The 13,267-nt window shown below is 39.6% G+C and carries 10 protein-coding genes; all 10 read right to left on the bottom strand.

Features of this window, described 5'->3' with window-relative positions; genetic code table 11:
- Positions 1 to 43: 43 nt before the first annotated feature.
- The 10 genes from ACY3XC_RS22540 to ACY3XC_RS22495 all read right to left on the bottom strand — a co-directional run bounded on the left by ACY3XC_RS22540 (position 44) and on the right by ACY3XC_RS22495 (position 12,943).
- Positions 44 to 1,330, bottom strand: a complete 1,287-nt coding sequence (locus tag ACY3XC_RS22540; protein WP_464870555.1) for an MFS transporter — start codon at positions 1,328 to 1,330, stop codon at positions 44 to 46.
- A 50-nt stretch (positions 1,331 to 1,380) separates the two neighbouring features.
- On the bottom strand, positions 1,381 to 2,556 hold the full coding sequence (locus tag ACY3XC_RS22535) for a M24 family metallopeptidase (RefSeq protein WP_464870554.1): 1,176 nt from the start codon (positions 2,554 to 2,556) through the stop codon (positions 1,381 to 1,383).
- A 36-nt stretch (positions 2,557 to 2,592) separates the two neighbouring features.
- On the bottom strand, positions 2,593 to 4,029 hold the full coding sequence (locus tag ACY3XC_RS22530) for an aldehyde dehydrogenase family protein (protein WP_464870553.1): 1,437 nt from the start codon (positions 4,027 to 4,029) through the stop codon (positions 2,593 to 2,595).
- A gap of 26 nt (positions 4,030 to 4,055) precedes the next feature.
- A complete protein-coding gene (locus ACY3XC_RS22525; RefSeq protein ID WP_464870552.1) occupies positions 4,056 to 5,111 on the bottom strand; it encodes a homoserine dehydrogenase in 1,056 nt (351 codons plus the stop codon).
- Positions 5,101 to 6,354: a M20 metallopeptidase family protein gene (locus ACY3XC_RS22520; RefSeq protein ID WP_464870551.1), complete on the bottom strand. Its 1,254-nt coding sequence runs from the start codon at positions 6,352 to 6,354 to the stop codon at positions 5,101 to 5,103. Before ACY3XC_RS22520 ends, ACY3XC_RS22525 begins: the two co-directional genes overlap by 11 nt.
- Before the next feature lie 33 nt (positions 6,355 to 6,387).
- Complete coding sequence (locus ACY3XC_RS22515; RefSeq protein WP_464870550.1) at positions 6,388 to 7,584, bottom strand: cystathionine gamma-synthase family protein; 1,197 nt, start codon at positions 7,582 to 7,584, stop codon at positions 6,388 to 6,390.
- A 15-nt stretch (positions 7,585 to 7,599) separates the two neighbouring features.
- Positions 7,600 to 8,604, bottom strand: coding sequence for a cyclodeaminase (locus ACY3XC_RS22510; RefSeq protein ID WP_464870549.1), 1,005 nt, complete (start codon positions 8,602 to 8,604; stop codon positions 7,600 to 7,602).
- Between the two features lie 25 nt (positions 8,605 to 8,629).
- A complete protein-coding gene (locus ACY3XC_RS22505; RefSeq protein WP_464870548.1) occupies positions 8,630 to 9,814 on the bottom strand; it encodes a M24 family metallopeptidase in 1,185 nt (394 codons plus the stop codon).
- A 217-nt stretch (positions 9,815 to 10,031) separates the two neighbouring features.
- Positions 10,032 to 11,033, bottom strand: a complete 1,002-nt coding sequence (gene eutB / locus ACY3XC_RS22500; RefSeq protein WP_464870547.1) for a hydroxyectoine utilization dehydratase EutB — start codon at positions 11,031 to 11,033, stop codon at positions 10,032 to 10,034.
- 221 nt (positions 11,034 to 11,254) lie between these two features.
- On the bottom strand, positions 11,255 to 12,943 hold the full coding sequence (locus ACY3XC_RS22495; RefSeq protein WP_464870546.1) for a PucR family transcriptional regulator: 1,689 nt from the start codon (positions 12,941 to 12,943) through the stop codon (positions 11,255 to 11,257).
- Positions 12,944 to 13,267 lie beyond the last annotated feature (324 nt).

Here is a 13,267-nt window from a genome sequence, read left to right as displayed (position 1 = left end):
AAATCAAAGTCCTCCACTTTATTAAAGTGAAGGACCCTGTTTTCTACATTGCATCTTTTATATCTGTAATGTCCCTATTTGCATTTGCTGCTTTCATGGACTTTGGCAAAAAGAACATTGCCACGATCGCTAATAAAGCGGTTGCGATTAAATAGAATGCCGGCATGAGTTTATTTCCAGAAGCTGTCTGCAAGGATGTAATGATAAATGGTGCACCGCCTCCAAAAATCGCCGTGGAAACATTATAGGAAATACCATAGGCACTGTTTCTTACTCGATTCGGAAACAACATAGGAAGTGTTGATGGGAAGACACCAATAAAGATCGCTACAATCACTCCTAAGGCAAAGAAACCGACCAGCGGACCTGCTGACGAACCACCAGAGACAAAGGCCATGATTGGAATCGCTGTAAAGATTGCCAGTAATGCCGACAATAGCAGGAACTTAATTCTCCCATAGCGATCGGCCAGCATCCCAAAGATTGGGAATAGAATCATCATTAAAACCATTCCACTTGTTGTGACAATGAGAGATTCCATTGTCGATAATCCCACTTGCGTCTCAAAATAGGAGGGAAGATAAGTCAGTAAGGTATAATAGGCACCATTGGCAAACGCCACAACTAAAAATGAAATCGCTAACGGTTTTCTTGCAGTTGAGAACATCTCTTTCAGCGGAGATTTGGCCAAATCGTTCTCTTCTTTCATCTTTATAAAGGTTGGCGTATCATCAATTTTCGTTCTGACGTACATTCCCACTAAAGCTAAAGGCAAGGAACAAATAAATGGAATTCTCCATCCCCATGCTGCCATTTGGTCTGAACTTAGTGCAGTAGTTAAAATTGCTACAAACACAGAACCAAGAATGTAGCCGAGCAATGAACCTGATTCAAGTAAACTAGTAAATAAACCTCTGCGGGAATTCGGAGCTGACTCATTCATAAATACAGATGCACCTGTATATTCTCCTCCAGCTGCTAATCCCTGAATCATCCGCATGATAATTAATAAAAGTGGAGCAATAAATCCTATAGACTCATAATTTGGAATCACCCCGATGATTGCTGTAGCCAATGACATCATCATAATCGTTACAACTAATATCTTTTTTCGTCCCAGCCGGTCCCCTATCGAGCCAAAAATGATACCTCCAAGCGGTCTAAAGAAGAACGAAATCGCAAACACCGCAAAACCATATAATAAAGCTACAGAACTACTCTCTTCTGGAAAAAACTGAGCTCCGATAATTGCCGCAGTATAACTATAGATACCGTATTCATACCATTCGACTAGATTTCCTATTGCAGTAGCAGTTGTAGCTTTCTTCATTCATGCATCATCCCCTTTTATTCTAAAACGATTTTAAATTTTAAATACCGTTATACAAATTCCTTCAACGCTAGGTTTCTTGGCATTTTAGCGAATGTTTCACAACCGGTTTCTGTGATTCGGATCGACTCACTGACCTCAAAGCCATAATTGTCGAGCCACAACCCCGGAATCAGATGGAAGGTCATATTCGGCTGTAAAATCGTTTTATCGCCTTTTCTAATGCTTACCGTGTGCTCACCCCAATCCGGCGGGTAGTTCAATCCCATGGAGTAGCCGAGTCGTGATTCTTTTACAAATCCACTTTTTTCAATGGTTTTTCTCCATGTTTCTTCAATTTCTTCACAGGCAATTCCAGGTCTCACCATTTCTAAACAGGCGTTAATGCCCTCTACCGCCACCTCTGAAAGGGTTTTCAAATTTTCATTAGGCTTACCAATTTGAACAGTTCTTGCTAAAGGTGAATGATATCTTTTATAGCAGCCCGCTAATTCGATAATTACGGCATCTCCGTCCTTATAACGATCATCAGTCCAGGTTAAATGCGGTGTGGAGGTTTTCTCACCTGATGGCAAGAGCGGTACAATTGCTGGATAATCCCCGCCAAATTCCGCTGTTCCTGAGATTTGCGTGTGAAATATCTTGGCCGCAACGTCACATTCTCTGACGCCTTCTTGAATTAATTCAATCCCCGCCTTCATCGCTTTTTCGGCGATGATCGCTGCGCGTTTCATATACTCGATTTCGGCATCTGATTTGATCAGTCGTACCCAGTTCACTAATAAGGTTGCATCGTGAAAGGCCGCATTCGGTAATCCTTTATTTAGCTGCATATAACTCTTGGCTGTGAAATAATAGTTTTCCATTTCCACACCTATCGAACGGTTATCTTGACCTATTTCCTTTAAAATCCCGGCCACGAAATCCATCGGGTGCTTGATGTCGGAATGAATATAATCATCTGGATAAGGAATAATGTTATCGCGATAAAGCCATGTTGTGACCTTTGCAGCATTGGCATCCATTTCTCTGCCAATCCACATCGGCTGATCTTCGTCAATAATGACGACTAACATCTGATGCACGTAAAACGACCAGCCATCGTAACCGGATAGATAATTTATATTAGCCGGATCGGTAATCAGCAGAACATCGATTCCTTTTTGCTGCATTCGTTCTTTTGTTTTGCGAATTCTCTCTTTATACTCATACGTTGCAAATGACATGCCAAGTTCCCTCCTATGACTGGAATTCCCATTAGTCTAATTTAATTTAAAGCACACCACTTTTGGTTCGGTCATTTCTTGAAGGGCGAACTTGATCCCTTCTCTGCCTAATCCGGATTTTTTAACCCCGCCAAATGGCATTGCATCAATTCGATAGTCGCTGCTGTCATTAATCATAATTCCGCCAACGTCCAATTGAGCAATCGCCTTATGAGCTTTTTCAATGTCTTTTGTAAAAATACCTGCCTGTAAACCATAGTCCACACTATTTGATTTTTGGATTGCCTCATCCAAATCCGCTACCGGGTAAAGAAGAACAACTGGACCAAAAATTTCTTCCTTTGCAATTTGACAATTCTCCGGAACATTTGACAGAACAGTCGGAGAATAAAATGCTCCGTTTCGCTGTCCGCCAGTGAGTAATTGAGCACCTTTTTCAATTGCTTCCTCAACCATTTTTTCAACTCGGATTGCTTCTTTTTCCGTAATCAGTGGTCCCATATCCGTTAAGGTAGATTGTTTATCCCCTACATTGTATAGCTCGGTCCGGGAAATAAATGCTTGTTGGAATGCTGTCATAATGCTCTCTTGGATATACACCCGCTGTACACCTAAACAATTTTGACCTGCTGCCCAAAATGCACCAGATACAGATGATTCAACCGCTTCCAACATATCTGCATCTTCCAGCACAATAACCGGAGAATTCGAACCAAGTTCCATACTTATCTTTTTTAAACCTGCTTTACGAACAATATCTTCTCCCGCTTCCAAGCCTCCTGTGAAACTAATCATTCGTATAGCAGGATGGGTGACAAGGATGTCTCCAATCTCACGACCACGGCCTGTTATAACAGATAACACTTTAGGCGCGAGTCCTGCATGTGAGAAAGCCTCAGCAAGCAAAAGTGCACTTAGGGGTGTAACACTTGCTGGTTTCACAATAATCGCATTTCCAGACGCAATGGCTGGTCCTACTTTGTGGGCGACAAGGTTTAACGGATCGTTAAATGGGGTAATCGCTGCAATAATGCCAATCGGGAAACGGTAATAATAACCAACCCGATTCTCACTTCCAGGCATTTGGTCAAAGGATAGTGTTTCGCCAGTGATTCTTCTTGCTTCTTCGGCACTAATGCGTAACGTTTGAACACATCTCGCTGCCTCTTTCAGCGCTTCCCTAATGGTTTTACTGCCTTCTTTACTTATGATAAAAGCAAATCTTTGTTTATGTTCTTCAATATAATCAGCAGCGGCATTGATTACTCTGATTCTTTCATGCACAGGCATGGCGGCAGCAATCTTCGCACCTTCTTTTGCATCTTCAATACATTGAATCATGTCCTCTTTACTGGCAGCAGGTACAGTATCAATTAAACTATTATCTTGAGGGTCACGAACTTCAATGATCTCGTTACGTCCTACCCATGATCCACCAATCAACATCTTCTGACCTCTAATTTGCACTGTCATCAAATTCCCACCCTTCCCTTTCTTACTTAAACCATCACCGGTTGACGTTCACGGTTGATATTAATCAAGTCTATTAAAAGAGAAAATCCTGTTTCAGTTTTACCTGCTCCTGCCCCGCTTAATGTGACTGGACCTAGTAAATCACATTCATAGGTAATCGCATTGACAGCGCCTCCGATAGAAGCCAAAGAATCCGTAATGTCAACTTTTTCAGGTGCAATTGAGGCAGTCACATTGCCGTTTTCCTTGTTAACCTTAGCAAGTAACTTCCAACGTTTTCCTTCAGATTTAGCGGTTTCAATGTCTTTTAGCGAAATATCTGTAATCCCTTTGCAGGAAACGTCTTCTACTTTTAATGGAATGCCCATAATATAATTTGCTAGAATAACAATCTTATATCTTGCATCATAGCCCTCTACATCACTAGCAGGATCTGCTTCAGCATACCCAAGCTCCTGCGCTTCCTTTAATGCAGCTTCATAGGAGACGCCTTCCTGTTCCATTTTCGTTAAAATGTAATTGGTGGTTCCATTCAATATTCCACGAATTTCCTTTATTTCATTACCTGCTAATGTAACAATCGGCATTCTTAATGATGGAGTACCACTCATGACAGTACCTTCAAAGCCCCATGAAACACCGTGCTTTTTAGCAACTTCTGATAGCTCTTTATAGGCAAGGGCAACGGGACCTTTATTCGTCATCACCACGTTTTTTCCGCTTTCAAATGCTGCTTTACAATGGTCAATCGCAGGCTGCCCTGTTTTTACATCCGTATAGGACACTTCAATTATCGTATCAGCATTTGTGTCAACAATGGTTTTAAAACTATCCCATCCTTTACTTAATCCAGGTGTTTGTGGATAATTTTCTAAATTCCCTGTTTCTTTTAATGTCTTTAAAACTATTTCTATATCAAGACCGTTTGGATTATAGATAGAACCTTTGATAAAATCAGAAATTGCAACAACTTTTGCCTCAAATCCCTCTTTTAGCTTTAATTCTTCTTTTTTCTCCAGCAATATTTCTGCTAACCCCTGACCAACTACACCGAATCCGATAAAAGCTAATTTATGAGACATGGATCTGAACCTCCGTTTTTATGTTAATGGGAGAATGGGATTCTTCTTTCAAAAAATTCAAAGCTGTCTGTGTAAGAATCGCAGCACCTTTTGCCAAGCTGCTCTCATCTAGATCATAGACTGGGGTGTGCAAATCCCTTTGAATTCCATCCTGTGTTCCACTTCCAAGGAAAAATAAAGCACCTGGTATTTTTTGAGTCACATATCCAAAATCTTCACCGCCCATACCAAAGGGACGCTTGACAATCTCAAAATTCGGATACAATTCTTCAATCGACTTTAAAAATAAGTTGTTAATATGAGCATCATTGTATAAAGCAGGTTCTCCTCTTTCTACATCGAGCGAATAGCTGCCTCCCAATGGTTCGACTATTGACAGAGCCTTCATTAACTCCGAACTCAATAAATCACGGGCTTCAGGAGTATAGCTGCGAATCGTGCCGTTTATCACTACTTCATTAGGAATAATATTGCTTGCGGTTCCGGCATGAATCTGCCCAATACTAATCACGCCCGCTTCTAGAGCCGGTAATTTTCGGGCAACAATCCCATGTAAGGCCTGCATGACAACTCCAAGCATCCAAATCGGGTCCGTCCCAAGTTCAGGATATGCACCATGGCCGCCGGTTCCGAAAATTTTAGCAGTAAACACATCAACATTTGCCATACTGTACCCATCATTCACTTGAGCTGCTCCTACAGGAAGCCATGGGCACATATGAAGGGCAATGGCAGCATCCACACCATCATACGCACCAGCTTGTACCATGTATGGCGAACCTGAAAATCCCTTTTCATCTGTACTCTCTTCTGCTGGCTGGAAAATAAATTTGACTGTTCCCTTCAGCTCTTCTCTTTCAAACTTTTTAGCAAGAAGATGGGCTGCTCCAAGTAAGATTGTCGTATGGGCATCGTGTCCGCAGGCATGCATAACCCCTTCATTTTTTGATTTATATACGAATGTATTTTCTTCCTTGATCGGCAGTGCGTCCATATCAGCCCGAATTGCTATTACAGGTCCTTCTCCTGAAGTTAATGTACCGACTACACTTGTTTCTACTCCTATTCCTGTTTCAACATGAAAACCCTTAATCTTTTTTAGGACTTCAGCAACGAATTGGGAGGTCCCGAACTCTTGAAAGCTGAGTTCGGGATGCTGATGAAATTTACGTCTCCATTCAATAAGTTGATCTGATAATCCATTTGCCTGAATGACTAAAGGATGATTAGCATGATCTGCCATCTGTTCATTTCCCCCTGGTATTTGAATGGAAGATTATTTTACTTTTAACATACTTTCAACATGGTTGAATGCTTGTTCAAAATCAGCAATGATATCTTCGATTTCTTCAATTCCGCATGAGATTCGGATAAGTCCTTCTGGAATTCCCACTGCAGCACGTTCTTCTGGGGTACATTCTACATGGCTTGTTGTACGAGCTGGTCCAACTGTTGTTTCGACTGCACCTAAGTTTGCTGCACGGTTTGCATATTGCAGTTTAGGAAGAAGATCACGTACTGTATCAACACCGCCCTTAACCGCAAAGCTGAGCATGCCGCCAAAGTCCTTCATTTGTTTTTTCGCAATATCATGGTGCGGATGTGTTTCAAGACCAGGGTAATAAACAGCTTCTACCATCTCTTTTGTCTGCAAATATTTTGCTAGAGTCATTGCACTTTCACATTGCTGACGAACTCGTAAATGAAGAGTTTTCATCCCGCGTAAAATAAGGTAAGCAGCCATTGGGTCCATTGTGGCTCCATTAATTTCACGGAAGTGATAAATCTTTTCAACTAGTTCTTCAGAACCGCAAACCACGCCGCCTAATGCATCTGCGTGTCCACCCAAAAACTTTGTTGCACTATGGATAACTAAATCAACACCTAAAGAAAGTGGATTTTGATTCATTGGGGTAGCAAATGTATTATCAACGATAACGAGTGCACCAGCAGCTTTACCTGCTTTTGCCATACGTTCGATATCGGTAATTTTAACAGTCGGGTTTGTTGGTGTTTCTAAGTATAAAATTTTGCAGCCTTTTTCCACTTCACGTTCAATTTGTTCATGATTTCCAGTTTCACATAATGCTACTTCAATTTCCTGACGAGGTAAGAACTCAGTAAAGATTTTATTTGTTCCGCCATATGTATCTTTAATAGAAACAATACGGTCACCAGGTACTAAGAAGGTAGATAATGTATTACTGATTGCTGCCATCCCTGTTGAAAAGCTTGTTGCTGCTTCTGCTCCTTCAAGGATTTTGATTTTATCTTCAAAAGCCTGAACTGTTGGATTTGTATTACGTCCATAGATATGTCCTTTCTTTTTTCCAATTGCTACATCATACCATTCATCCATATCGTCATAACCGTAAGCTACACTTAACACTACTGGTACTTGTGTTGCTCCATGTACTAAATAATCCTTTTCTCCTGCCCATACTGCTTTCGTTCCCATTTTTGCGTTTTTCATTAAAACCACTCCTCTTTAATTTTTTAGTAAGATTTTTTTGTTTTCAATTCTTAACCCTTTATTCCTCTTGGTCATTTCTTGATATGCAAACAGGGCAATGGCTGTATCCTGTACACCCGTACCTGTTAAATCACAAACGGTAATTTGTTCTTCATTTACCCGTCCTGCAGCTTTTAAAGATGTCAGGTCACCTAATTCAACAACCTGTGACTCCTCAGTGAGTACACCAGCTGTAAGGGCATGGTGGAGTTCTCCTAAACGAGCACATTGGGCTTTTGTATCACATACAAGGATGTCTGCTTTCGCCAATACTTCCGGCTCTAATTCTTGTTTATGCTCTGCATCCGATCCCATCGCAGTAATATGAAGACCTGGATGCAGCCAATCTGCTTTTATAATCGGCTCTTTTGCTGGGGTGGTCGTAATCACCGTTTCACTGTTTCTTACCACTTCTTCTGCACTTCCAACCGCAATCACTTCTACCCCTAATTCAGCTGTCATTTCTTCAGCAAATTTTTGGGCCCTTGCCAATGACCTGGCATATACAAGGACTTTAGTAAAACTTCTCACAATATTTAGTGCCCTAAGCTGATATTTTGCCTGGCTGCCCGCTCCAATAACACCAACGGTTTCAATTGATTTCTTAGAAAGAAAGGCAGCCGCAACCGCACCTGCAGCAGCAGTACGAACATCTGTTAGATATCCATTATCTAAGAGTATTGCTTCCGGAACTCCAGTTTGAGTGCTGATTAAGACCATCATTCCATTTCCAGTTGTCAGTCCAAGCTGATAATTATTAAAAAAACCGGAAGAAATTTTGATGGCAAACATATCTTTTCCCTTGATATAAGCTGTTTTTACATCTACTTCACCGTCTCGATCCTCAATATCCACTCTCATAATCGGCGGCATCGATGCCTCATTATTTGATAGCTTCGTAAATGCATCTTCTACTAGCTTCACAGCCTCAGAATTCAGTTGCACATATTCCTTTAAATCTTGTTCTGTAAAAATAAGCAATGTTTATTTCACCACCAATCTATGTCTAATTTGAATACTGAAATCCCTTTAAAGTTAGGTCCCTTGGGAGCCTAGCAAAGGTTTCACAACCTGTGTCCGTAATTCGAATGGACTCGCTCACCTCAAAGCCATAATCGTCAAGCCACAATCCCGGAATGAGGTGGAAGGTCATGTTAGGCTGCAGGATTGTTTTGTCGCCTTTTCTTATGCTCACAGTGTGCTCTCCCCAATCCGGCGGATAATTACATCCCATTGAGTAGCCCAACCGAGATTCTTTTACAAATCCACTTTTTTCAATTGTTTTTCTCCATGTTTCTTCAATCTCTTCACAAGCAATGCCTGGACGAATCATATCCAAGCAGGCATTAATGCCTTCTACAGCTACACCTGAAAGGGTTTTCATTTCATCTTTTGGTTTTCCTATCTGTACCGTCCTTGCCAGTGGTGAATGATATCTTTTATAGCAGCCTGCCACTTCTAAAATAACGGCGTCTCCATCTTTATAGCGGTCATCTGTCCAGGTTAAATGTGGTGTAGAAGTTTTTTCTCCGGATGGCAGCAATGGAACAATGGATGGGTAATCTCCGCCAAATTCTTCAGTTCCAGTAATCTGAGTGTAAAAAATCTTTGCCGCTACATCACATTCCCTGACTCCGGCTTCAATTAAATCAATTCCTGCCTGCATCGCCTTTTCTACTATCTTAGCAGCACGTTTCATGTACCCAATTTCTGCATCTGACTTTATCAACCGTACCCAATTAACTAGCAAACTAGCATCTTGGAAGCTGGCATTTTGCAGTCCTTTTTTTAGCTGCTCATAGCATTTGGCTGTAAAATAATAGTTTTCCATTTCTACTCCAATAGTGCCGTGTGCTTTGCCAAATTCTTTTAATCGATCAGCGACAAAATCCATCGGATGCTTGACCTCTGATTGAACATAATCATCTGGGTAAGAAATGATATTTTCATGGGAGAGCCATGTGGTTGCTTTTGCCCCATTGGCATCCTGCCCGCGCCCAATCCATTTTGGCTGTTCTTCATCAATCATTAAAACCAGCATCTGATGTACATAAAATGACCAGCCATCATAACCGGATAGATAATTAAGGTTAGCAGGGTCTGTGATAAGCAAAACGTCGATTCCTTTTTGCATCATCCGTTCTTTTGTTTTGCGAATTCTCTCTTTATATTCCGCTATTGAGAAAGACATATTTTCTCTGCACTCCGTTCTCCTAAGGTTTGTGTTTAATTTTTTTGAATATTTCTATTTGTTTGTATTATACGAAAATGGATTCCATTATTTCATCTGACATTTTGTATGAAAGATTTTCGAGATTTCTAGTCAAATTTATCAGCTCAAATAAACTGTTTCTTGCATAAAAAAACCGCCATAAAATCCTAAAATGGCGGATTCTTTTGACGGTCTTTCATTTTAGTTTACCAGTGTAAGTTTGAATTAACGTAAGCAGGATGGATAGATCGACATTCTGACCGCTAATAATTACAGCTATATCACCCTCTTGATGCGGGATTTTGCTGCCTAAAACAGCAGCAATCCCTGTCGCTGCTGCACCTTCCATAATCATCCTATGTTTGTCCATCATAAACGCCATACTATAAGCAATTTCCTCTTCAGGAATAAGAACTACATTGTCCATATATTGCTGGACCATTTGAAAAGTGTATTGATTATCAAGTCCTATTCCGCCTAGTAAACTATCAGCGAGTGTCTCACTTTCCTCTAACATAATTGGTTTCCCAGCTTTTAAACTTTCATACATGACTGCCGAACGTTCCATCGAAACACCAGTTACTCTTATATCACGATTATTGGATTTCAATGCCAAACCGATTCCTGAAAGCAGTCCCCCCCCTGAAAGCGGAACAATCACATCTTTTATATAAGGAAGATCCTCCAATAATTCCAATCCAATCGTACCTTGTCCAGCAATAACATGTGGATCATCAAACGGCTCAATCACGGTTAACCCTTTCTCATTTTCAAGCTCATAACAGCGAACACCCGCTTCATCTTGGCTGTCACCAACAATCTCAATTTGAGCCCCGAGCCTTTTTAATGAGTCCACTTTTGCTTTTGGCACTCGATTAGAAATACAGACAACGGCATCAATCCCAAGCTTTTTAGCAACATAGGCAACCGCCATGCCATGGTTTCCTGTTGAGTACGTTGCCACTCCTCGTTTTCTTTCTTCTTGACTTAAGCTCAGAATTTTATTAGCCGCCCCTCTTACCTTAAATGCTCCCACTTCATGAACATTTTCTAGTTTTAGATAGACATTACGATTGACTTTTTCTGATAAGATAGTTGATTGAATGAGTGGTGTCCGATTGATAATCTGACTAATTCGTTTTCTTGCATCCCATACATCACGAATTTTCATATCTTTTTTCATTTTAGTAGAAGTCATGGAACTTTCCCCTCCTTGATATTTACTATATGTTTATAAATACTAAGCTCTTCTATCTGAGATATCAATTGTCAAAATTGACGATAAGAAACGTTTCTTTTCATACATTTTTTTTATAATTTGATGATATTTATCTTATCTACAAAAAAACCAGCTTAGAAGATAAACGATATCCCTTTAGCTGGTTTCATTCTATTTAGTTCATAGTGTAAAGTATTGTGTTAATTTCCCATTTTCCAAGTTTTGATACTTAAATCTAACAAGAACAAATCATCGGGATCCACAAGTGAAAGACCTGTTAATTCTTCAATTTTTCTTAAACGGTAAAGTAAGGATTGCCGATGTAGAAACAATGCTTTTGCTGTCTTACTTACATTTCCTTGATAATGATTATATGTACTGATTGTCTCGATTAAATCAAGATTCCGTTGATTATTATATTCTAATAAGGGCTCAACTGTAGTCATAATAATTTCTTTCATCTCTGAATTTTGAAATAGATTTAAAAGCACACGGTCAACTCGGGTATTTTCATACATAACCCGATTGCCAATCCCTTTTTTATTCCTGCATATATTTAAGGCAACTTTGGCATTTTGATAGCTTTCTTTAAAACCAAATATATCCTCATTATAATTTCCAATACCCCAATAAATGACAACTTTCGGGAGTAAACTTCTTAAGCGACGTTCAACAAGATCTAAAAAGTTGGTTACGCCTTCCTTTTTCTTTTCTAATGAAATTTCAAGAAAAACTAACAACTGCTGCTCCTGATAGGTAATCATTACTTCTTTATTTAGTGAATTTGCAGCGTAGTAGATTTCTTCCTTCAGATAATGAACCATGCTTTCAGTCCATTGCTGATAAGCTCCTTCATCTATATTCCTTGTTTGAAAAAGCATTTTCAAGTTTTCAGGTGCACCAATAATGCAAATATACGGCAATTTAAGATTATAACCCACGATTTCGGCTCTTGAAACCGCTTGCTCCAATGAAGTGAATTCTCCATTAATCAGCTCTTTTATAAATGAGTCATGAAGCAGTAATTTTGCCTCCTCGACCGCATTTTTCCTTGAAAACCAAAGAGCTATTGTTGTCACTGCGTGTTCTAATACATTGACGGTATACTGTGTTAAAAACTGATCCAACGATATATCAGATGGAAGGATAACAAATAAAAAGTCTTGAGTATTTCCTGAGACCTGAATAACAGGAAGCTGTACTATACAGTAACCTTCAATTTTAATTGTTTGTATTTTTTGGATCATTGGGTCATGTGAAGATAATGACCTTTTCTTTCTATCTGGGATTATTCCTTTTACTGCATATTCGCGCCAATTATCTAGTAAACTAGGAATCTCTTCACTTTGAGCTTGAATAGTCCCAATTTGATCAGTAATAATAACTGGGCAACCTACATTCTGGTATAAATAGTCTGCAATACAGGTAAGCTCTGTTTCTTTAAGAATTAAATTTAAAAGCTCCTGCTGCACTTTTTCTGATCTGCGACTCTCTTTATGATTGATATCATTTAATTGCAGCATTACCGCTTCAATGATTTCAGAAAAACGAACTTCCCATGGAATTTCAATAAGAATAAATTGATTCTTATTCGCCAGTTCCATGATCTCATGTGGAATCTCAAAAACATGACGTCCAAGTGCCACCGCTAGAGCAGTTGCCTCTGAATCCATAACATCCTGAACAAATTTCTCGAATTCCTTAAGGTTCTGGCCACAACCAATAGCAGTAGTTAAAACTAATTCGTTCTTACGGACAAAGCTCTCAACCGGCATTTCCATCGCAGAAACCCATTGAACCACTCTGTCCATAACTAAATTCTCTCCAGCTATGACCTTCGCATCCTTCAAAATATCTAATTTTAAAATATCATATATCTTTAAACTCATATAAGCTCCTATCTACTAGATTCAATTACCAATTTGATTACTAGCCATGTTACTTATTAAAATGATTTTTCTAGATGTAAAGTAAAAATAGGAGGACAAAGCTCAGGAAATTGGATTATGATCATTCTTCTCCTCTTTGCGAATTATCAAATGTTCCATGATTACTTTGCATCATTTTTTTCTTTTTCATTCTAACAAATTCCCACTACTCAGTAAATTGGTAATTGGTTTTGTTGCCGGCAGGAAGGTAAGAGAATTAACAAAAAAACCGGTCAAATGACCGGTTTTTCCTTTTCTCATTTTATTTGGCGGAATGACTCTTGA

This window comes from Bacillus sp. CZDM1, from assembly GCF_055502545.1.
The sequence above is the reverse complement of the archived record's forward strand: the minus strand, read 5'-3'. Positions and strand labels throughout refer to the sequence as shown.

Coding starts and splice junctions, on each gene's coding strand:
- ACY3XC_RS22515 (WP_464870550.1), bottom strand. CDS start 7,584: ATGAAAAACGCAAAAATGGGAACGAAAGCAGTATGGGCAGGAGAAAAG.
- ACY3XC_RS22495 (WP_464870546.1), bottom strand. CDS start 12,943: ATGAGTTTAAAGATATATGATATTTTAAAATTAGATATTTTGAAGGAT.
- ACY3XC_RS22505 (WP_464870548.1), bottom strand. CDS start 9,814: ATGTCTTTCTCAATAGCGGAATATAAAGAGAGAATTCGCAAAACAAAA.
- eutB (WP_464870547.1), bottom strand. CDS start 11,033: ATGACTTCTACTAAAATGAAAAAAGATATGAAAATTCGTGATGTATGG.
- ACY3XC_RS22520 (WP_464870551.1), bottom strand. CDS start 6,354: ATGGCAGATCATGCTAATCATCCTTTAGTCATTCAGGCAAATGGATTA.
- ACY3XC_RS22530 (WP_464870553.1), bottom strand. CDS start 4,029: ATGACAGTGCAAATTAGAGGTCAGAAGATGTTGATTGGTGGATCATGG.
- ACY3XC_RS22525 (WP_464870552.1), bottom strand. CDS start 5,111: ATGTCTCATAAATTAGCTTTTATCGGATTCGGTGTAGTTGGTCAGGGG.
- ACY3XC_RS22540 (WP_464870555.1), bottom strand. CDS start 1,330: ATGAAGAAAGCTACAACTGCTACTGCAATAGGAAATCTAGTCGAATGG.
- ACY3XC_RS22535 (WP_464870554.1), bottom strand. CDS start 2,556: ATGTCATTTGCAACGTATGAGTATAAAGAGAGAATTCGCAAAACAAAA.